Genomic DNA, 19,575 nt, shown 5'->3' with positions numbered 1-19,575 from the left:
GAGCGGCGATCCGCTGGCACAACGATAAGGAACCCGAATGAAAAGACGATTTGCACTGGGTGCGGCCTGCCTCGTGCTCGGCGCCGGCAATGCGCGCGCCGTGCCGTACCAGGACGTGCTGCTCGCGGCCGTGCCCGAGTACAACGGCCGCATGACGGAAGGCGTCGCGCTGTACGGCTCGCTCGACATGGGGATCAACTACCAGACGGTCGGCGGCCGTTCGTTGTGGCAGACGCAGAGCGGCGGCGAGTGGACGTCGAAGTTCGGCCTGTTCGGCCGCGAGAACCTCGGCGGCGGCTGGCGCGCCGAATTCAATCTCGAGAGCGGATTCCTCGCGAACAGCGGCGCGCAGCAGGACGCACAGTCGACCTACAACCGGCAGTCGTGGGTGGGCCTGTCGTCGGACAGCTACGGGCGGCTGCGCTTCGGCAAGCAGATCGGCACGGCGCTGCCGCTGTTCATCGACGTGTTCGGCACGGTGGGCACGAACTCGGTGTATACGTGGCTCGGCGCGGCGGCCGTGCAGACGAGCCGCGGCGTCGGCTACAACTCGGATCTCGGCCCGGGCGCGACGCAGTTGCCGGCGCGGATCGACAATGCGATCACCTACCGTACGCCGATCGTCGCCGGCACCACGTCGCTGATGCTGATGATCGCGCCGAGCAACGTCGCCGGGCGCGCGCCGGCGGCGTCCGCGCAGGGCGCGCTGCTGCAGTGGTACAACGGCACGACCTATCTGGCCGCGAGCTATAACCAGACGTGGGGCACCGATGGCGCGAGCACCGTGCGCAACGACCTGTACGGGCTCGGCGTCGTCCACGACACCGGTCGGCTCGTGCTGTCCGCGTCGTTCAACCAGTACGCGCCGAAGCTGGCCGGAGACGGCATCGCGCGCGTCTATACGGTCGGCACGATCGTGCCGTTCGGCGTCCATGCGATCCGCGCGTCGGTCGTCTATCGCGATACGTCCGGCGTGCGCGATGCAGCCGGCCAGCCCGCGAAGGATTCGGCGCTCGGCGTGATGCTCGGCTACGACTACCTGCTGTCGAAGCGCACCGGCCTCTATGCGCGGGCCGGCTTCATCCGCAACTACGGGATTTCGACGGTGCTGCTGAACGGCAATCCGTTGCCGACCGAGCCGGGCAGCACCGTGCCGCGCACCGGGATGACGCCCGTCACGATGTCGCTCGGCATGTACCACAATTTCTGATCAGGACCGCTCTCCGATGACCACACTGAATCGCACGGCCGCGATGCCGGCCGAGGCCGGTCGGCGCGCGACGCGTCGCACGATCGTCGCGGCCGCGCTCGGCAACGGGCTCGAATTCTTCGATTTCACCGTCTACAGCTTCTTCGCGGCGCTGATCGGCAAGCTGTTCTTTCCGGCGTCGAGCGAGGCGGGCGCGCTGATGCTGTCGCTCGCGACGTTCGGCGTCGGCTTCGTTGCGCGGCCGCTCGGCAGCGTCGCGATCGGCGCGTACGCGGACCGCGTCGGGCGCAAGCCCGCGCTCGTGCTGACCGTCGCACTGATGGCGCTCGGCACCGGCATGATCGGTTTCGCACCGACCTATGCGCAGATCGGCATCGCCGCGCCGCTGCTGATCGTCGCCGGGCGTCTGCTGCAGGGGTTCTCGGCCGGCGGCGAAGTAGGCGCGGCGACGACGCTGCTGATGGAGTCGGGCGGCACCCGCCGGCGCGGCGAACTCGTGAGCTGGCAGATGGCGAGCCAGGGCGGTGCGGCACTCGCGGGCGCGCTCGTCGCACTGACGCTGTCGCGCGCCCTGTCGCCCGACGCGCTGCATGCGTGGGGCTGGCGCGTGCCGTTCGTGCTCGGCCTGCTGATCGGGCCGATCGGGTTCTACCTGCGGCGCCACCTCGACGATACGCTGCCGCACGCGGCGGCCGGCGCGGCGCGCGAGCGCGTGCGCATTCCGTGGCGGCAGGTCGTGGCCGGCACGCTGCTGGTGATCGGCGGCACGTCGACGATGTACACGATCGTGTTCTTCCTGCCGTCGTTCCTGACGCTGACGACAGGCATGCCGGCATCGGTGTCGCTGCTGTCGGGCTGCACGGCGGGCATCGTCCTGCTGGTCGGCTCGCCGTTCGCTGGACGGCTCGCGGACCGCGTGCGCCGCCGCAAGCCGCTGGTGCGCGCGGTGTGCATCGTGTCGACCCTGCTCGTATTGCCGGCCTTTTACGCGCTGCGCACCTGGCCGTCGGCGGCCACCGCGATGGCGGTCGTGATCGTGCTGATCGGGCTGATGACGCTGTCGAGTCCGGCCAGTTTCGTGATGATCCTCGAGGCGCTGCGCCCCGAGGTGCGCGCGATGTCGCTCGGGATGATCTACGCGCTCGGCGTGACGATCTTCGGCGGCTTCGCGCAACTGATCGTCGGCGAGATGTGGCGTGCAACCGGCAGCTTCTATGCGCCCGCGTGGTATGTGATGGGATGCGGGATGGCCAGCCTGGCCGGTCTCGCGTTGTTCAGGGAAGCAGCCGGTGGAGGCGGCGCGCGGACATGATCCGTACCGCGCCGCCGTCGGCACGCGCGGGTATGTGTGTCGAGCGGGTCGGCCACGGAGGCCGCAAGTGCCGCGGCTTCCGTTCGGTGATCGACGGCGAAGCGTCCGGAGCCATCGCGCCGTGCGAGCGGGCGGATGGCCTTTCCCGATGAATCGTCCGGGAGGGCCTATCGTTTTGCCGACTCCCGTCGAATCTGGTCGAGACCGTCCCGGTAAGTCGTCACCTCGAACCCGGGGAACCGGCGCTTGAACTTCGTGGAATCGAAGCGGTTGTCCTGCTCGTAGCGGGGCAGGAGTTCCCTGATCTCGCGCACCTGCCGGGAGAACATGCCGGCGACGATGAAGGCCCATTTCCCGACGACCGTATAGGCGGACGGTTGTCCGAAGGCCTCGCCGGCCATCGCGACGAATTCGCGGTAGGTCGGCCGGTCGTCGAAGCACGGCAGATGCCATGTCTGGCCGAACGCATCCGGCGTGTTGCCCAGGGCCGCGAGCGCGCGGCTCGCGTCGGGCGTCCAGATGAGCGTGCGCCGGGTGTCGTCGCGCAGTGGCACCCTGGGCTTCGCGCCGGCCTTGAGCTTGTCGATGACCAGCGCATTCGTGAAGCTCTGCGTCTTGCCGGGGCCATAGAACTCGGGCGCCCGCCCGATCAGGACCGGTATGTCGCCGCGCGCCATCTCCTCGAGCACCGTGGACGCCATGGCCGCGCGCACCTTGCCCTTGCGGCCCACCGGCGCGAAGGGCGTTGCCTCCGTCTGCAGCCGGTCGTCCTGCGGATACATGTAGGTGTTGTCGAAATAGGCGAAGCTGGCGCCTTCCGCCCGGCATGCATCCAGCGCGTTCTTCAACATCACGGGAAACCGGGTTTCCCACAGATGCGTGTCGGGCGGCAGACCGGCGGTGAAATAGACGATACGGCTGCCTCGGATCGCCCGGGCGGTCTGGTCCGCATCCAGGAGGTTGGCCGACACCAGGTGGTCGGTGTCGTTGACCTTGCGCGGGTTGCGGCTTACGAGACGGATGTCGCCGTTGTCGAGTCTGCGCAATTCCCGCGCCAGTTCCGTGGCGATCTGCCCGTTGGCACCCAATATCGTCTGCATGTCGTCCGTCCTTGTGTACCCGCGTCAGGTGTCGATGGACAGAAGGCTAACCTTGAAGGCGACTTCAATGTCAAATGGTGCGTTCGATCGGGGTCGCGTGGGCGTGCTCGTGCCGGCATGCACACCGCGTCATGGCCGCAACCGCAACGTCACGTCCGCGTTCGGCGTCGCGCCGACTTTCTCGAGCGCGGCGACCGCCGCGTCGTTGCCTTGCAGGATGACGGTCTGCAGCGCGGTGCGGCCGAGCGCATCGACGTGATCCGGATTCGCGCCGTGCGCGACGAGGACCGGCAACATGTCGAGACGCCCAAACAGCGCGGCGAACGACAGCGCGGTTTCCCCGGCGTGGTTGGTCTGGTCGATCGGGCAGTGCGTATCGGCCAGCCGTTTCGCGAGTGCGGTCTCGCCCTTGAACAGCGCGCCCATCAGCGCCGTGTTGCCGTGACGGTCGCCGATGCACGGGTCCGCACCGTTGCGCAGGAGAAAGTCGAGCGCCTCGGGCTGGTTCCGGTAGGTCGCGAGGATGACGGCGGTGTAGCCCTCCGGGGTCGCCGCGTCGATCGGGTAGCGTGCGTCGACGAGTGCCTGCAGGATATCGATGCGGCCGAGGCGCGCTGCGGCAAACCACGCGTCGTCGTAGCGGCGCAGGTCGGCGTGCGCGTCGGGGTGAGGCACGGCGGCGGGCGGTGCGATGGGGGCGCAGGCCGTGAGCACGGCAATGCCTGCGATCGCGAGCGTGCGGGAGAGGGCGGTTCGGAGTCGGTTCATCATCGGCGATGCGCGCCGCGCGCGGCCGCGCGGCGCAATCAGGTGGGAAGGGACGCGAAGGCCGCGATGCCGGCCCTCGCGGGATGGCCCGATCAGTTCTCGACGAGCTGGTCGGCGAGCGACTTCACACGGGCGACGTCGGCATGCGTGGCGCGCGCGAGGCGCGTGCCGTAGTCCGCGTCGGCCTTGTAGAAGTACGACAGCATCGTGTACTTGTTCGTGTCGTTCTTCACCCGGTTCAGGTCGCCCGACAGCGCGGTCAGCAGGTCCTGGCGCTCCTGCGCGGACAGCGTGCGGTAGTACTCGCCCGCCTGCCGGAAGTTCAGCGTCTTGCGGATCGCGGCTTGTTGCGTCGTGCCGGCGAGCGGCGTCTGGACCGACTTGTAGCGCGGGTTCTGGGCCAGTCCGCCCAGCGACGACGGCTCGTAGTTCACTTCGCCCTTGCGCTCGCCGAAGTTCATCGCGCCGTCCTGGTTGTTGTTCATGACGGGCACGCGCGGGCGGTTGACCGGCAACTGGTTGAAGTTCGGCCCGAGGCGATACATCTGCGTGTCGGCGTACGAGAACATCCGGCCCTGCAGCATGCGGTCTTCCGACGGCTCGATGCCGGGCACCATCCGCGACGGCGCGAACGCCGATTCCTCGGTCGACTCGAAGTAGTTGTCCGGCACGCGGTTCAGCGTCATCGTGCCGACCTTGCGCTCCGGCACGCCGGCCCACACCTTCGTGTCGTCGAGCGGGTTGAAGTCGAACGCGTCGAGCTCGGACGGCTTCAGCACCTGGATGTAGAGATCCCACTTCGGTGCGTCGCCGGCCTTCAGCGCGCCGTACAGGTCGTTCGTCATCAGGTTCCAGTCCGCGCCGATCGAGCCCGGGATGTCCTTCGGGCGCAGCCCCTGCATGCCTTGCCGGCTCTTCCAGTGAAACTTCACGTAGGTGAATTTGCCGTCGGCACTGACGAACTTGAACGCGTGCACGCCGAACCCGTCCATGTGCCGGTACGAATCGGGCATGCCTTCGGACGAGTACAGCCGGGTCAGCATGCTGGTCGCTTCGGGCGTATGGGCGAAGAAGTCGAACGCGAGGTTCGGGTCCTGAACGCCGGTTACCGCGCTTGGCTTGTTCGCATGGACGAAGTCCGGGAACTTGATCGCGTCGCGGATGAAGAAGATCGGCAGGTTGATGCCGACGAGATCCCAGTTGCCCTGCTCGGTGTAGAACTTCACCGCGAAGCCGCGCGGATCGCGCGCCTGCTCGGGCGAGCCGCGCGAACCCATCACGGTCGAGAAGCGCACGAACACGGGCGTCTTCGTACCGGCCGTGAAGACCTTGGCCGTGGTCAGGTCGCTGAGGTCGGCGCTCGGCACGAATTCACCGAATGCGCCGGTGCCGCGGGCATGCACGACGCGCTCGGGGATGCGTTCGCGATCGAAGCGCTGGAGTTTCTCGATGAGATGCGAGTCCTGCAGCAGCGTCGGGCCGTTCGGCCCGGCCGTCTGGGAATTCTGGTTGTCGCCGACGGGCGAGCCGTTGTCGCGCGTCAGATCGGCAGCATGCGAGGACGAAGCCAGTGCGACGCAGGCCGCGGCAATCATGCTCTGCAAAAAACGATTCGCGGGGTGTGACATATCGATGCAGTTCCTTGATTAACGTGGGTGGTGAAGATCCCGACGACATTTAATCTTGTCGATGTGCGATAAACCAATTGAATCTTGCTAATTGCGCGATAGGGGGCTTTTTAATCAATATATATTCAAGATGACTAAATGATTTTAAAATTGCCTGGAAGGCCCGCCATATCGGGATGAACGATGCGATCGACATCGCGGATAGCCGATCTGCATATCGAACCAGTCCGCAGCGAGACGGCGCTGTTCGGGTGACGGGCGATGCGGACGGTCGCGTGCCGCGGGGCGGACGGATATCGCCTCGACGCGCACGGTCATGCGTGACGTAACGCATCCATCGCTTGACATTCAACCTGACTTCAATCTTAGGATTTTGTCGCAAGCCTTTTAAGTCGTTGCCCGGTGCGCGGTGCCGGCCCGACCGATGATTCGAAACCGCGCTGGTTCATGTGAGGAATCGGGAATGTTCAAGCGTTGGTTTTTACGGCACTGGCGATTGGCCATCCTTGCATCGGTGTTGACGGGCGGAGTCGCCTTTGCGGAGGATGGCGCCCGAAACGAGGGCGTGGTGCAGCCGGGCGGCGGGATTCTGGCGGCCCTGACGCTGCACGCGTCTTTTCCTGCGTTGCGCAACGTCCCGTCGCGGTCGCGTCGGGCGACGGCGACCATGATCGACCGGAGCGACAGCTATTGGCGCCAGACGCGGGTGCAGACCAACCTGCTGTCGTTTGCACAGCGTCTCTTTCCGCGACACGTGAATCCGTCGCGCCAGTTTCAGAACGGGCTCGGTGCGTCCGCCTTGCTTCGCATGGACGTAGTCAAGGGCGAGCAGCCGGCCCTGAACCCGCCCACCCGGCTGGACACTTGTGCATTCAGGTCATGAAGATCGGGGATCTGGCGGAGCGCACCGGCCTGACGCCTTCGCGCATCCGCTTCTATGAACGTATCGGCCTGTTGACGGCGGTCGAGCGTCAACCCAACGGCTATCGGGCCTATTCTCCCGACGCCGTGCTGGTGCTCGGCCTGGTCGCGACGGCGCAGCAGGCCGGCTTCAGCCTGAACGAGATCCGCATGTTGCTGCCGCCCGACCTTGCGCAGTGGCAGCATGGCGCACTGCTCGATGCGCTGCGCCGCAAGGTGTGCGATATCGAGGCCATGCAGGTGCGGCTCGAACGGAACAAGGCGCATCTCGTGTCGTTGATGGCCGGAATCGAGGCCAAATCCGACAAGATCGATTGTTCCGCCAATGCGACGCGCATGCTGTCGCGGATGCAAGCGGGCGAACCGGGCGACACGACGCGCGCGCACGGCGCCGACAAGGCAGGATGACGCTGCTCAAGCCCAGCCGGTCGGCGCGGGGCGCGGGGCATTCCCCAACCAGCCCCCGTTTCGGCAGCGCGGCAATCTGCTCGCACCCGCCGGTTCAGAATTTGCGTCCGAGATTGAGCATGATGAGCGAGTAGCGGGCGTGAATGTTCGTTCCGGCGCTTGCACCCGATCCGGTGACGGTCTTCGGGAAGTCGTATTCGTAGCCGGCGGATACGTCCCACTTCGGCGATGCCCGCCACGTGAACCCGCCGCTTATCGAGTCGGTCAGGATCAGCGGCGCGAAGTAGTTCGCGGCGGTGTGCTGCGAATCGATGCTGTCGGTGGCGTGCTTGCCGCCGAACCGGACCGTGAACCGGTCGCTCGCGGCCCACGAGAGACCCGCGCGAACGACCGTCTGATCGCGGAGCCCGAACGTATCGGGATCGCCGAGCACGGCGACGTGCGACCACTGAATCCGCAGGATGTCGGCGGCGACGGTCAGGCGCGGCGAGAGATGCAGCGCGAGGCCCGCGCCGACACGCGACGGTTCGTCGAGATGTCCGCCGCCGGCCGCGAAGAGGTCGTCCGCATAGCCGCTTGCGCGCGAGAAGCGTACCCGTGTGGAGTACGACGCGCCCACCGTGACGAGCGGAGACACGTTCCACATCACGCCGATGCCGCCGCCGGCCCCGTACGTCGTGGTCATGCCGTGCGTGGGCTGTACCGCGACGCCGCCGCCGGCGGCCGGCGCCAGGATGCTCTGCGCCTCGAATTTCTGCACGCCGAGGATCGCCGAGACGCCGATGGCCAGATCCGGCGTGACCCGGTACGCGATGGTCGGCAGAAAGTTGACGAAAATGTTTTTGGCCTTCGCCGGCGGGGCGCCCGGGATCGGCAGGGCGGGGCCGGGGTAGTTCACGCCGCCGCCGGCCGAGCCGATCGACAGGCCGAGCGATAACCGCTCGCCGAGCGTGACGTTGAAGCCGCCGTCCGGCATCGGGCCGGTCGTGTCGAAAGCCTGCCGGTTCGACGGATCGCCGAAGCTCGACTGGGCGTGCCCGACGAGAACCTGCACGCCCTGATCCGCGCGGTTGCCCACGAATGCCATGCCGGCGGGGTTGTCGCCGGCCACGGCGCTCGTCAGCGGATTGGCGATCGATGCGCCGCCCATCATCGATTCGACCGCGCCGGTGGCGTTGGTCTGCGTCGTATTCATGGCCTGGGCCGGTTCGATGCCGGCGCTCAGCATGACGCCCGTTGCCATTGCATACAAGAGGTGGTTCTTTTTCATGACGTCTCCAATTCGTTTTGTTTAGTTATCCGATATGTTTTGCGGAAAATGATTCCGGTGTCGAAGCGCGGATGCCGGACAGGTCGAATCCGGCTATCCGCCGGTCACGCTGCTTCCGGTGGCGGCTTCCTGAGGCTCGTCGAGGTCGGGCGCGTACTTACTGACCGTGAGGAACGGTCATGTGCGCGACCGCGCGATACGCTCAACCTGCGTGACCGAGACCTTCATCGGGGGCGTTCGCGATGCCCGGCGGCAACCCCTGGAACGCCACGACCCGCCAGGCTTCGCCGGACCGCATCCACACCGCTTCGTAGCGGGTCGAAACGGTGAGCGTGCCGTCGGGTGTGCCGATTCGGGCGTCCATTTTTCCGTGCAGCAGCGCAAATCGCTCGTGCATCTGAATCCCGATGACATCGAGCGACAACGCGTCGTAGCGGATCGCGCCGCGCCCGAGCCTCGCGAGGAAGCTCTCCCGGTCGTCGCGCGTACCGGTCGAATGGACGTAGACGAGGCCTTCGTCGAGGATTTCCCGCAGCGCGTGCGTGTCCGCCGCGAGCATGGCCGCCCGGCGCCGCTCTTCCATGGTCCGCACGTCGGACGTGCGGTCGGTGTCGTTCATTGGTTTCTCCATCCTGTCGGGTCGCCCGGGGCGCCCGGTGGGCGCAAGCGGCCGCGCCGGTCCGGGCGTTGTCGTGTATCGCGATCAGAGCCGCGTCTTGTCCCGGCCCTTGAGGCCGAGCATCTGCCGGGCGTCGGCCGGCGTCGCGATGTCGAAGCCGAGCCGCGTGAGGATGTCGCGAATCAGCGCGACCTGTTCGGCGTTCGACGTCGCGAGCTTGCCCGGCCCGATCGTGAGCGAATCTTCCAGGCCGACGCGCACGTTGCCGCCCATGAGTGCCGCCTGCGTGATCAGCGGAATCTGGTGCTTGCCGGCGCCGAGCACCGACCACTGGTAGCCGTCGCCGAACAGCTTGTCGGCGATGCGCTTCATGTGCACGAGATTCTCCGGATCGGCGCCGATCCCGCCGAGAATGCCGAGGACGAACTGCAGGAAGATCGGCCCCTTCACCAGCCCGCGGTCGACGAAGTGCTTGAGGGTGTACAGGTGGCCGACCTCGTAGCACTCGAATTCGAAGCGCGTCCCGTGCGCGTGGCCAAGCCGCGTGAGGACTTCCTCGATATCCGCGAAGGTGTTCCGGAAGATGGTATGGCGGGTGCCTTCGATGAACGGGCGCTCCCATTCGTGCCTGAACGTCGTCAGCTTGTCGAGCACGGGGAAGATCGCGAAGTTCATCGAACCCATGTTGCACGACGCCATTTCCGACGACGCGTCGAGCGCGCCCGCCAGGCGCTCGTCGAGCGTCATGTTGACCGCACCGCCCGTCGTGATGTTGATCACGGCGTCGGTTGCCGCGTGCACCTTCGGGAGAAACTGCCGATACGCGTCGGCGGAGAAGGCCGGTCGCCCGTCCTCGCCGTTGCGCGCGTGCAGGTGCAGGATCGCCGCGCCGGCTTCGGCCGCGGCGATCGCCTCGCGCGCGATGTCCCTGGGTGTGGCGGGCAGATAGGGCGACATGCTCGGCGTATGGATCGAGCCGGTGATCGCGCAGGTGATGATGATTTTGCGTGCCATGTTTGACGTGTCCCTTGCGTCAGGCCGGTTCGGCGACGACGACGTTTTCAATGTGGCCCACCCCGTCGATCTCGACCCGCATGACGTCGCCCACGCTCAGGAAACGCGGCGGCTTGCTTGCGCCCCCCACGCCCGACGGCGTGCCCGTGGCGAGCACGTCGCCCGGTTCGAGCGTCATCACGGTCGACAGGTAGGCGATCTGTTGCCAGATGTTGTAGATCATCTCGCCCGTGCTGACCGACTGACGGGTTTCGCCATTGACGATCATGCGCAGTTGCAGTGCATGCGGATCGGCGATTTCGTCGGGCGTCACGAGCCACGGGCCGAACGGGCCGTGCGTGTTGAACGACTTGCCGAGCATCATCGTCGGCGAGCGCATCTGCCAGTCGCGCACGGAAACGTCGTTGCAGATCACGTAGCCGGCGATGACCGATGCGGCGTCGGCTTCCGGGACGTGACGGCACCGGCGGCCGATCACGACGCCGAGCTCCGCTTCGTAGTCGAGCTTGTCCGATGCCTTCGGCATGTGCACGGGATCGAACGGGCCGTTCACGCACGACACCTGCTTGTTGAACCAGACCTGGCTGTCGGGCACCTGGATGCCGGCGGCCCTGGCTTCTTCGACGTGACGACGATAGTTCATGCCGATCGCGAGAAACTTCGACGGATTCGGCACGGGGGCGTCGAGGCGCACGTCCGCGAGCGGGTAGGTCGCCGCGTCGGCGAGCCGGATCGCCTGCGCGCGCTGCATCAGCGCGGCGCCGCCCTGGAGCAGTTCCCGCATCGTGGCGGGCAGGCCGCGATCGCTCGCCGGCAGGTCGATGACCTGGTTGCCTTCGATCTTGCCGATCGACTGGTAGCCGCGACATTGAAAAGTCACGAGTTTCATATGCGTTGTTCCTGAAAGATAGGGTTGGGTGGATCGCCGTGCGTGCCGCACCGCGATCGCCTTGGCCGCCGGATCCGGCGTGTCAGACGCCTTGCTCCGAGTTTTCGACGAAGATCGCGGGCAGGTCCGGGCCCCACAGGTACATGGCGTCCTGCGGCGGGTGGTCCTGCGCGATCCAGTCCACCGAAGCGGGGATGTAGTCCATCGTCGCGCTGTATTCCGAGAAACTGCCCCACGGGTCCTGCACGTAGTGGAAGTAGTTCGAGCCCAGCACGTGACGGCCGATCCCCCAGCCGTTCGTGTAGCCGGCCGCATGCATCTGCATGTAGCCCAGTCCCACCTCTTCGACGGTCGGCACGTCCCAGCTCAGGTGATGCAGCGCGGGGCCGGCGCTTGCCGCGAACGCGAACAGGTGGTGGTCGCCTCCGTGCGGCGCGTGGATGAAGGCCACGCCGTCGCCGGAGCGGTCGGAGAGGCGCAGGCCGAGCACGCGCTCGCAGAAGTCGATCTGCGCCGGCACGTTCGACGTGGCGAACGCGATGTGGGAGAGGCGCGTGGGCCGTACAGCCGGCGTATTGCGCCGGTACGGCGCACACCGCAGGCCGTCCGCCGGCAAGGGCGGGCTCACGTGCGCCGCTTCGTCGAGCGTCGTCTTGATGCCGGCGCGGATCTGCAGCGGCATGCCGTCGGGATTGCGGATCCAGAAGCCGGATGGATCCGCGTCGGGCGGCGGCGCGATCGTTTCGACACCTTCGGCAAGCGCCCGGGCGTGCAGCGCGTCCAGGTCGTCGTCGAAGCAGTGCAGCGTGAGCCATTCGAACTTCTTGCGCGCGCCTTCGCGCAGGCGGCCCCATGCGTGCGGCGAGCCGAAGGTGCGAATCGACAGTCCTGCCTCGCCGTCAGTCCGGACATCGAGACCGAACGCGGTGTAGAAGTGTCGGGCCTCGTCGAGCGACGGCACCGACATGCGGAATTCGCCGATGGAATGAATGCCGAGACGATCGCGTCTGCGATGTTGCGTCATGTTTTTCTCCTGATCGAAGGGGGGGCTCAGCAGGCCGGCTCCATGGCGTGACGCCATGCGTCGACGAGCGGGTTGAGGCCGTCGGCGGCGCGGGCCGAACCGTAGCTGTAGAAGTCGGGGCGGGCGAGCAGGGCGACCACGTCGTGCTGCGCGAAGTACTCGCCGTAGATGCCGTCGACGTCGACACACCCGCCCGGGCCGAAGTGCGTGACGATCGCGCGTTGCCTGTCCAGGGCCCGGCGGTTCTCGTCGCTCAGGCGATCGAGCGTCGCCCGATCGCGTGCAATCAGTGCGAAGCCCGCGCCGAACAGGTCGTCGAACAGCCCTCGTTTGCCGCCGATCTCGATTCGGCCTTGCGGGGTGAGCTGCCCGCTGCCCGGCGAGTGCGGATCGTAGAGTCCTGCGCCGAGTCGCGGCTGCGGCGTGGCAGGCGGCCGGAACCCCGGCGTGGCCTGCGCGGCCAGCATCGCCTGATCGCGTGCCGCGGCGGCCTCGGGATCGGCGATGCAGATCACCTTGCCGAGCTCGATCGAGAAATCGATGATGTCGCGCACGTGGTTCAGCCGCTCCGGACCGTAGCTTTCGAGCAGCGTGTCGCTGCCCTTGCCGCACAGAATCGTGTCGAGGCGCCAGGCGAGCGCGGCCGCGTCGCGCAGCCCGCTGCACATGCCCTGGCCCGCGAACGGGGGCATCAGATGGGCCGCGTCGCCCGCGAGCAGCACGTTGCCGGTGCGCCATTGCCGCGCCCAGCGCCCGCGGAAGGTATAGACGGCATGGCGTTCGAGCGTCGCGTTGCGGGGCGTGACGTCCCAGCGCGAGAGCAGGTCCCAGGCGACGGCGTCCTGATTCATCTGCTCCCCCGTTTCGCCGGGCAGCAGCATGAACTCCCAGCGCCTGCGTCCCGGGCCGCCCGGAACGATCGAGGTCGGACGCGCCGGATCGCACAGCTGCCATGCCTTGGGAATCCATTCGCGCGGCGTGGTGGGCTGGACGTCGACGACGAGCCAGTCGAACGCGAAGCCGAGATCCTCGAATTCGATTCCGGACAGCGTCCGCACGACCGAATTCGCTCCGTCGGCGCCGATCAGGTAGCGCGCGTGGACGGTGTCGGTCTCGCCGGTTGCCGACCATTTGCCGTTCTCGAACCGGCCGGCCCCGATCTCGACGCTGACGCCCGAGTCGTTTTGCTGCAGCGCGAGCGCCGACCACCCCGTGCGGACGGTTACATTGGGCAAGCGCCGGACGTGCGTGTCGAGCACGCGTTCGAGCTGCGGCTGGGAAAACAGGTTCGAGACGGGCCAGCCGCTCGGCCCCGGGCCGCTCCAGTCGAAGTCCATCAGGATCTCGTCCCGGGCGTTGAGCCACTGGTAGCGATCGGCGATCTCGGTGATGGGCTTGATATCATCCATGACACCGGAGGCCTGGAACAGGCGGGCAATCTCGTGGTCGTAGTGGACCGCGCGCGGCAGCGGGTACAGGTCGGGCCAGCGTTCGATCACCGTGACCCGATGTCCCGCGCGGCCCAGCATCAGGGCGAGCAGTTGCCCTGTCGGCCCGTAGCCGACGATTGCGACGTCGACGTGTTTGTCTGCTTCCATGTCTCCTCCGGAAACGAATTCTTCAAAATGACACAACCGTATAAATTGGATTGTATTGTCAATTTGACAAGTGCGTCCATGCAAATGGGGGAAACCCCGAGGAGAGGCATTGGCAGCGAATCATTCCAGAGCGCGACGCGTGGCCGTCGAGGCCGAAATGGAAGACCACCGCGTGCGCACGGGCGCCGTGCGGCGTGAGGCGACGCGCCGCAAGCTGTTGAGCGCGGCGGTGGAGGTGTATGCGCGGAAGGGGCCGGATGCCGCGTCGATCGACGATTTCCTCGCGGCGGCAGGTGTCGCGCGGGGCACGTTCTACAACTACTTCAAGACGACCGGCGAGCTGCTGGATGCCGTGACCGCCGAGCTCAACGACCAGGTCATCGTGGCCATCGAGAATTGCGTGTCGAAGATCGACAGCCCGATCGAGCGGATCTGGATCGGGTGTCAGATCTTCGTCCAGGTCGCGGTGATGCATCCCGCCTGGGGCGCGTTCATCACCCGCACCGGGGTGCGCGAAGCGGCGAGCGGGCGCTTGACGAAAATCTATCTGCCGCGCGATCTGGCGGCCGCGCTCGAATGCGGGATGATGAAATATGCGAATGCGCGGGCTGCGCACGATCTGTTGCTCGGCGCGATTCATCAGAGCATCGAGACCGTCCTGAGCGGCGCGGCCCCCGCGGATCATCCGCGCGCGGTCATGGAACTTGCCTTCTGCGCGCTGGGCGTCGCACGTGCGACGCTCAACCGGCTCGTCAAGCAACCGCTTCCCGAAATCGACCTGCCCGACGGGCTGAAATCGCTGGAAGCGGGAGTGAGCGAAGGCGAGTAGGCCGGCTGGCACGGCTGGCGCCCGCGTTCATGCACGCGGGCATCCGGCGCCGTGATCCAGGCCGCGGCCGATGCCACGCATGGTCCAGGCCGGCGCAACGCGCTTGCTATACTGGCGGGTCATCGAATCAGAGAGCGAGACAGCAGGAGAAATGGCGCCTTCCAGCACACCGCCCAAACGCGCCGCGAAGAAACGGGCTCGCGGACGTCCAACGAGCAGCGCACTGACGGGTTTCGACTCATTGCTGCGCGGGGCGCGGCAAATGTTTGCAACCCAGGGTTATGAAGGAACCAGTGTGCGGGCCATCGCACAGCTGGCCGGTGTGGATCCCGCGCTCATGTCGCATCACTTCGGCTCCAAGGAGGGGCTGTGGATCGCGGTGGTCGAGCAGCTCTCCGAGCAGTTGGGACCCCTGATCGAATCGACGAGACAACTGAGCGAGGCGCGCATGTCGCCGCGCGAGCGCATCAGGCAGGCGATCATTCTCTTCATCGATACCGTGTCCGAGGACCGGTATATCGGCATGTTCTTCTCGACTGCCACAACCGAGCAGGGCGAGCGGCTCAACCTGCTGCTGGAGCGTCACGTTCGCCCGTATCGCGAGGCGTTCGTTCCGTTGCTGACCGATGCGATCGAGGCGGGCAAGCTGAAACCGCACGATCCGGATACGATGTATTACATGATGGTGATGGCGATCAGTAACGTCATGTCGTACAGCCACATCCTGTCGACCTTCTCGTCGCTGCCGGCGTCGCCGGAAAAATTCAAGGAAGAGGTGCTCGACATCGCGCTCGGGATGTTCCGGTAAGTCGCGGTATCGATCCGGGCCGGATCGCGCCCGGCGCCCGGCGATCGTGGCCGGAGCGCGCCGTACGGCGCCGGCGTGGCGGATACGCTAGGCGGCTGCCGCGGCGAGCCTTCCGGCGGTGTCGGCCGATGCTCGCTCCATCCGGGCGTCTGGCTTGCGCACCGGGTCCGGGCCGGTCGCGAGGTGTCGCGGCACCGGAGCATGAGCGGGTTCGCCGACGGTGCGGAGCAGGTGATCGATGAAGGTTCGAACCTTCGCGGGCATATGTTCCCTGCTGGGATAGACGATGCTGACCGAGAAGATCGCCGTCGAATATTCCGGGAGCACTTCCAGCAATTTCCCGTTCTGAATATCCTGCCGGACCAGGGTGGCGGGCGCGAAGCCGATGCCTGCCCCGGAGATCAGCATCTGGATCAACGCATCGATGTTGTCGACGACCATCGTCGGCCGCTGGTCGAGGGTATGCCGCGTGCCGTCCGGGCCCTCGAGCAGCCATTCGCGGCTACCGGACGGTTGGGCCGTCAGTGCGACATGGGCGTGCTCGACCAACTGGTCCGGATGTTCCGGAATTCCCCTGCGCCGCAGATACTCGGGCGACGCGCACGCGATGAGCGGTTCGCTCATGATGGGGCGGGCAATCAGGCTGGTCGGGCAGTGGGGAAGAAGCGACGTGTCCACCAGGCCGAGATCGTAACCGTCGTGCACCAGGTTGATCGGCCGATCGACGAGGGTAAGCTCGAGGCGGACATCCGGATACGTCACGTTGTACTGATGCAGGCACTGCGCGAGGCCGTAGTGCGAGAAGAAATTCGGCGCGACGATCCGCAAGGTGCCCATCGGCTTGTGAACCATGTTGGCGATCGACCGCTCGCAGTCGTCCAGGCTGCACACGAGCTCGAGCGTACGGTCGAAATAGCGGCGGCCGACGTCCGTCAATGACACCGCGCGTGTTTCGCGGGAGAACAGATACACCCCCAGGCGTTTCTCGAGCCACCTGATCTGGCGGCTCAGCACCACATCGGAAACGCTCAGTTTCCGTGCCGCGCCCGAAATACTTCCCGAATTCACCACTTCGTGGAAGGTGCGTATCGATTCGAGTTGATCCATGTGAGGTTCTCGCAATACGTGGGGCGGCCTGTGTGTTCCCAACTATCCCACTATCCCGATCCAGCGAATGTGCCTCTCGTGCGACATGCGCGGGCATCGGATTTGTCGACCATATATAAATTCAACGAGTGTTGAATTTCGGCATGGTATCCCTCCGGTGATGACGTGTCAAGGCAGGCCGGGCGCCGCGCGCCCCGCCGTCCGCTCGATGCCGGCCGGAACCGGCATCGTCCCTGTTTCCGATTCGTCAATACTCCATTGCTTGTAACGGCGAGCGAGCCTCCGATAGCGTCGCGCGGCCGCGCGTCAAGTATGTGGGCGCCCGTTTGCCGACCTTCGGGCGGTCTTTCCACACGGGCCTCGGGCGGTTGACACGGCTGTTGAGGTTGCCTTAGTATCGCCGTAAATCAACAAATGATGAATTAATTGATTGGCCCCGTGGCATGGGAAATTCCGATGGTTGTCGCGTCATCCTGACCTGTCGTGCGACGCGTGACAGGTCGCTCGAATGCGACGTCCGGTGCCGTGACGGTTGCGTGATTCGACGCGTGCAACGGGGCGCGCGGCGTCGGACGTGGCAGGCCGGAGCACGACGTTGTCGTGCCGGCCGGTTCTCCATCGGCTCGCTCCCGAAGGTCGTGCATCGCTCGACGAGGGTGTCGAGCGAATGCGTCGGCAGCGTGCTTTCTCGGAGGCCGGCGACGCGACTTGCTGCCGCTGCCTGCCTGCGTTTCGGCATGTCAAGCGCGGTCGTCATTGTTTTACGGAAGCCGTTCGGCCCGCGAACGCTTCACCGGGCGCGGCGAATGCCCGAGTCCTTTGTCCATTCCCGTCGAAAAAACGGCGTAACTGACCGTGTGCCGGTTCGTGCCCGCGGCGAGGAGGTTTAGTGATTCCTATTGAAGGTCGTTTATTTGTGAGAGGTCGCTCTATGCGCGTCGAACGGGTTCCATACCGCTTGATCACTGTCGCGGCAGCCGCCGTTTTCCTGGCTGCGTGCGGAAAAAAAGAATCGGCGCCACCGCCGCAAACGCCGGAGGTCGGCGTCGTCACCGTCCAGCCGCAAGCGGTTCCGGTCGTCGCCGAACTGCCGGGCCGCACGAGTGCATTCCTCGTCGCGCAGGTGCGCGCGCGGGTCGACGGCATCGTGCTGCGCCGTGAATTCACCGAAGGCACCGACGTCAAGGCAGGCCAGCGCCTGTACAAGATCGACCCGGCGCCGTACATCGCCGCGCTGAACAGCGCGAAGGCGACGCTGGCGAAGGCTGAAGCGAACCTGACGACGCAGAACGCGCTGGTTGCGCGCTACAAGGTGCTGGTCGGGGCGAACGCGGTCAGCAAGCAGGACTACGACAACGCGGTGGCCGCGCAAGGCCAGGCCGCGGCGGACGTCGCGGCCGGCAAGGCGGCGGTCGATACCGCGCAGATCAACCTCGGCTATACCGACGTCGTGTCGCCGGTCACCGGCCGCGTCGGCATTTCGCAGGTGACGCCGGGCGCGTACGTGCAGGCCAGCCAGGCGACGCTGATGTCGACGGTGCAGCAGCTCGATCCGGTGTATGTCGACCTCACGCAGTCGAGCCTCGAAGGGCTGAAGCTGCGCCAGGACGTGCAGAGCGGGCGCCTGAAGACGTCGGGCCCGGGCGCGGCGAAGGTGTCGCTGATCCTGGAGGACGGCAAGACCTATTCCGAGCCGGGCAAGCTGCAGTTCTCGGACGTGACGGTCGACCAGACCACCGGCTCGGTGACGATCCGCGCGATCTTCCCGAACAAGGACGGCGTACTGCTGCCGGGGATGTTCGTGCGTGCACGGATCGAGGAAGGCGTGAACGAGAACGCGTTCCTGGTGCCGCAGATCGGCGTCACGCACGACCAGAAGGGCCAGGCGATCGCGATGGTGGTGAATGCGGCCAGCAAGGTCGAGCCGCGTCCGTTGAAGACGGTTGGCATGAACGGGCGGAACTGGGTCGTCGAAGGCGGCCTGGAAGCGGGCGATCACGTGATCGTGCAGGGCGTCGACAAGGTGCGCCCGGGTGCGACCGTGAAATCGGTAGCGGCGCAGCTCGCGCCGGACACCGCCACCGGCGAGGCCGCGCCGGCAGCCGCGAGCGCCGCCGCCGCATCGGGCGCCGCGCCGGCAAGTGCCGCCGCCGCGTCGAGCGCGCAATAACGGGGAGCCTGCTTCATGGCAAAGTTTTTTATCGATCGCCCGATTTTCGCGTGGGTGATCGCCATCATCCTGATGCTGGCCGGCGTCGCATCGATCTTCACGCTGCCGATCGCGCAGTATCCGACGATCGCGCCGCCATCGATCCAGATCAGCGCGAGCTACCCGGGCGCTTCCGCGAAGACGGTGGAAGACACGGTGACGCAGGTGATCGAGCAGCAGATGAGCGGTCTCGACAACTTCCTGTACATGTCGTCGACCAGTGACGACTCGGGCAACGCGACGATCACGCTGACCTTCGCGCCGGGCACCAACGCCGACATCGCGCAGGTGCAGGTGCAGAACAAGCTGTCGCTCGCGACGCCGATCCTGCCGCAGGTCGTGCAGCAGCTCGGCCTGTCGGTGACGAAGTCGAGCAGCAGCTTCCTGCTGGTGCTCGCCTTCAACTCCGACGACGGCAGCATGAACCGGGACGACCTCTCGAACTTCGTGGCGTCGCACGTGAAGGATCCGATCAGCCGCCTGAACGGCGTCGGCACCGTCACGCTGTTCGGCTCGCAGTACGCGATGCGGATCTGGCTCGACCCGAACCGCCTGACGAACTACGGCCTCACGCCGGTCGACGTGTCGACCGCGATCACGCAGCAGAACGTGCAGATCGCGGGCGGCCAGATCGGCGGCACGCCGGCCACGCCGGGCACCGTGCTGCAGGCGACGATCACCGAATCGACGCTGCTGCAGACGCCCGAGCAGTTCGGCAACATCCTGCTGAAGGTCAACCAGGACGGCTCGCAGGTTCGCCTGAAGGACGTCGCGAAGATCGGCCTCGGCGGCGAAAACTACAACTTCGACACGAAGTACAACGGTCAGCCGACCGCGGCGCTCGGTATCCAGCTCGCGACC

Annotated in this window: 18 protein-coding genes; 8 read left to right on the top strand and 10 right to left on the bottom strand. The window is 66.3% G+C overall.

Features of this window, described 5'->3' with window-relative positions; translation table 11 throughout:
- Window positions 1-37: 37 nt before the first annotated feature.
- Both GQ57_RS01510 and GQ57_RS01505 read left to right on the top strand, forming a co-directional pair.
- A complete protein-coding gene (locus tag GQ57_RS01510; RefSeq protein WP_034196878.1) occupies window positions 38-1,210 on the top strand; it encodes a porin in 1,173 nt (390 codons plus the stop codon).
- Window positions 1,211-1,226: 16 nt separating this feature from the next.
- A complete protein-coding gene (locus GQ57_RS01505; protein ID WP_034196877.1) occupies window positions 1,227-2,522 on the top strand; it encodes an MFS transporter in 1,296 nt (431 codons plus the stop codon).
- Between the two features lie 167 nt (window positions 2,523-2,689).
- On the opposite strand, the gene GQ57_RS01500 is transcribed toward GQ57_RS01505, so the two are convergent.
- The 3 genes from GQ57_RS01500 to GQ57_RS01490 all read right to left on the bottom strand — a co-directional run bounded on the left by GQ57_RS01500 (window position 2,690) and on the right by GQ57_RS01490 (window position 5,985).
- Window positions 2,690-3,622, bottom strand: coding sequence for an SDR family oxidoreductase (locus GQ57_RS01500; protein WP_034196876.1), 933 nt, complete (start codon window positions 3,620-3,622; stop codon window positions 2,690-2,692).
- Window positions 3,623-3,751: 129 nt separating this feature from the next.
- Window positions 3,752-4,393, bottom strand: a complete 642-nt coding sequence (locus tag GQ57_RS01495) for an ankyrin repeat domain-containing protein (protein ID WP_034196875.1) — start codon at window positions 4,391-4,393, stop codon at window positions 3,752-3,754.
- Window positions 4,394-4,482: 89 nt separating this feature from the next.
- Entirely contained in the window at window positions 4,483-5,985 is a 1,503-nt protein-coding gene (locus tag GQ57_RS01490; protein ID WP_174923149.1) for a catalase, read from the bottom strand.
- A gap of 496 nt (window positions 5,986-6,481) precedes the next feature.
- Between GQ57_RS01490 and GQ57_RS01485 the strand changes: the two genes are divergently transcribed.
- Together GQ57_RS01485 and GQ57_RS01480 are read left to right on the top strand one after the other, a co-directional pair.
- Complete coding sequence (locus tag GQ57_RS01485; protein WP_052000996.1) at window positions 6,482-6,901, top strand: hypothetical protein; 420 nt, start codon at window positions 6,482-6,484, stop codon at window positions 6,899-6,901.
- Window positions 6,898-7,347 (top strand): MerR family transcriptional regulator, encoded by a 450-nt coding sequence (locus tag GQ57_RS01480; protein WP_034196873.1) that lies wholly within the window; start codon window positions 6,898-6,900, stop codon window positions 7,345-7,347. The genes GQ57_RS01485 and GQ57_RS01480 overlap by 4 nt, the downstream gene beginning before the upstream one ends.
- 94 nt (window positions 7,348-7,441) lie before the next feature.
- Here the strand turns inward: GQ57_RS01480 and GQ57_RS01475 are convergent, their stop codons facing one another.
- From GQ57_RS01475 to mhpA, 6 genes are all read right to left on the bottom strand, one after another.
- Window positions 7,442-8,617: an OmpP1/FadL family transporter gene (locus GQ57_RS01475; RefSeq protein WP_081896556.1), complete on the bottom strand. Its 1,176-nt coding sequence runs from the start codon at window positions 8,615-8,617 to the stop codon at window positions 7,442-7,444.
- A gap of 202 nt (window positions 8,618-8,819) precedes the next feature.
- Window positions 8,820-9,236: a nuclear transport factor 2 family protein gene (locus GQ57_RS01470; protein WP_034196872.1), complete on the bottom strand. Its 417-nt coding sequence runs from the start codon at window positions 9,234-9,236 to the stop codon at window positions 8,820-8,822.
- Window positions 9,237-9,320: 84 nt separating this feature from the next.
- Window positions 9,321-10,250, bottom strand: a complete 930-nt coding sequence (locus GQ57_RS01465) for a 3-keto-5-aminohexanoate cleavage protein (protein WP_034196871.1) — start codon at window positions 10,248-10,250, stop codon at window positions 9,321-9,323.
- Between the two features lie 19 nt (window positions 10,251-10,269).
- Window positions 10,270-11,139 (bottom strand): fumarylacetoacetate hydrolase family protein, encoded by an 870-nt coding sequence (locus GQ57_RS01460; protein WP_034196870.1) that lies wholly within the window; start codon window positions 11,137-11,139, stop codon window positions 10,270-10,272.
- An 82-nt stretch (window positions 11,140-11,221) separates the two neighbouring features.
- Window positions 11,222-12,163, bottom strand: a complete 942-nt coding sequence (locus tag GQ57_RS01455; protein WP_031403631.1) for a VOC family protein — start codon at window positions 12,161-12,163, stop codon at window positions 11,222-11,224.
- Between the two features lie 26 nt (window positions 12,164-12,189).
- Window positions 12,190-13,761: a bifunctional 3-(3-hydroxy-phenyl)propionate/3-hydroxycinnamic acid hydroxylase MhpA gene (gene mhpA / locus GQ57_RS01450; RefSeq protein WP_034196869.1), complete on the bottom strand. Its 1,572-nt coding sequence runs from the start codon at window positions 13,759-13,761 to the stop codon at window positions 12,190-12,192.
- Between the two features lie 157 nt (window positions 13,762-13,918).
- Here mhpA and GQ57_RS01445 point away from each other — a divergent pair, with 157 nt between their 5' ends.
- Both GQ57_RS01445 and GQ57_RS01440 read left to right on the top strand, forming a co-directional pair.
- The gene (locus GQ57_RS01445; protein WP_152602001.1) at window positions 13,919-14,590 is read left to right on the top strand and encodes a TetR/AcrR family transcriptional regulator; all 672 of its coding nucleotides are present in this window, start codon (window positions 13,919-13,921) and stop codon (window positions 14,588-14,590) included.
- A 79-nt stretch (window positions 14,591-14,669) separates the two neighbouring features.
- A complete protein-coding gene (locus GQ57_RS01440; protein WP_268810858.1) occupies window positions 14,670-15,398 on the top strand; it encodes a TetR/AcrR family transcriptional regulator in 729 nt (242 codons plus the stop codon).
- 87 nt (window positions 15,399-15,485) lie between these two features.
- Here the strand turns inward: GQ57_RS01440 and GQ57_RS01435 are convergent, their stop codons facing one another.
- Window positions 15,486-16,505, bottom strand: a complete 1,020-nt coding sequence (locus GQ57_RS01435; protein WP_052000989.1) for a LysR family transcriptional regulator — start codon at window positions 16,503-16,505, stop codon at window positions 15,486-15,488.
- Window positions 16,506-17,436: 931 nt separating this feature from the next.
- Here GQ57_RS01435 and GQ57_RS01430 point away from each other — a divergent pair.
- Both GQ57_RS01430 and GQ57_RS01425 read left to right on the top strand, forming a co-directional pair.
- Complete coding sequence (locus GQ57_RS01430; protein WP_034196868.1) at window positions 17,437-18,675, top strand: efflux RND transporter periplasmic adaptor subunit; 1,239 nt, start codon at window positions 17,437-17,439, stop codon at window positions 18,673-18,675.
- 15 nt (window positions 18,676-18,690) lie between these two features.
- Window positions 18,691-19,575 (top strand): efflux RND transporter permease subunit (locus GQ57_RS01425; protein WP_034196867.1); only part of this gene is annotated, 885 nt, incomplete at its 3' end.

This window comes from Burkholderia sp. MSh2, from assembly GCF_000731655.1.
Lineage (GTDB): Bacteria > Pseudomonadota > Gammaproteobacteria > Burkholderiales > Burkholderiaceae > Burkholderia > Burkholderia paludis.
This window is presented reverse-complemented; position numbering and strand designations above follow the sequence as displayed.

Bases quoted from the DNA above. Each gene is read 5' to 3' on its own strand.
- GQ57_RS01510 (WP_034196878.1), top strand. From the start codon at position 38: ATGAAAAGACGATTTGCACTGGGTGCGGCCTGCCTCGTGCTCGGCGCC.
- GQ57_RS01505 (WP_034196877.1), top strand. From the start codon at position 1,227: ATGACCACACTGAATCGCACGGCCGCGATGCCGGCCGAGGCCGGTCGG.
- GQ57_RS01500 (WP_034196876.1), bottom strand. From the start codon at position 3,622: ATGCAGACGATATTGGGTGCCAACGGGCAGATCGCCACGGAACTGGCG.
- GQ57_RS01495 (WP_034196875.1), bottom strand. From the start codon at position 4,393: ATGATGAACCGACTCCGAACCGCCCTCTCCCGCACGCTCGCGATCGCA.
- GQ57_RS01490 (WP_174923149.1), bottom strand. From the start codon at position 5,985: ATGATTGCCGCGGCCTGCGTCGCACTGGCTTCGTCCTCGCATGCTGCC.
- GQ57_RS01485 (WP_052000996.1), top strand. From the start codon at position 6,482: ATGTTCAAGCGTTGGTTTTTACGGCACTGGCGATTGGCCATCCTTGCA.
- GQ57_RS01480 (WP_034196873.1), top strand. From the start codon at position 6,898: ATGAAGATCGGGGATCTGGCGGAGCGCACCGGCCTGACGCCTTCGCGC.
- GQ57_RS01475 (WP_081896556.1), bottom strand. From the start codon at position 8,617: ATGAAAAAGAACCACCTCTTGTATGCAATGGCAACGGGCGTCATGCTG.
- GQ57_RS01470 (WP_034196872.1), bottom strand. From the start codon at position 9,236: ATGAACGACACCGACCGCACGTCCGACGTGCGGACCATGGAAGAGCGG.
- GQ57_RS01465 (WP_034196871.1), bottom strand. From the start codon at position 10,250: ATGGCACGCAAAATCATCATCACCTGCGCGATCACCGGCTCGATCCAT.
- GQ57_RS01460 (WP_034196870.1), bottom strand. From the start codon at position 11,139: ATGAAACTCGTGACTTTTCAATGTCGCGGCTACCAGTCGATCGGCAAG.
- GQ57_RS01455 (WP_031403631.1), bottom strand. From the start codon at position 12,163: ATGACGCAACATCGCAGACGCGATCGTCTCGGCATTCATTCCATCGGC.
- mhpA (WP_034196869.1), bottom strand. From the start codon at position 13,761: ATGGAAGCAGACAAACACGTCGACGTCGCAATCGTCGGCTACGGGCCG.
- GQ57_RS01445 (WP_152602001.1), top strand. From the start codon at position 13,919: ATGGAAGACCACCGCGTGCGCACGGGCGCCGTGCGGCGTGAGGCGACG.
- GQ57_RS01440 (WP_268810858.1), top strand. From the start codon at position 14,670: ATGGTCCAGGCCGGCGCAACGCGCTTGCTATACTGGCGGGTCATCGAA.
- GQ57_RS01435 (WP_052000989.1), bottom strand. From the start codon at position 16,505: ATGGATCAACTCGAATCGATACGCACCTTCCACGAAGTGGTGAATTCG.
- GQ57_RS01430 (WP_034196868.1), top strand. From the start codon at position 17,437: ATGCGCGTCGAACGGGTTCCATACCGCTTGATCACTGTCGCGGCAGCC.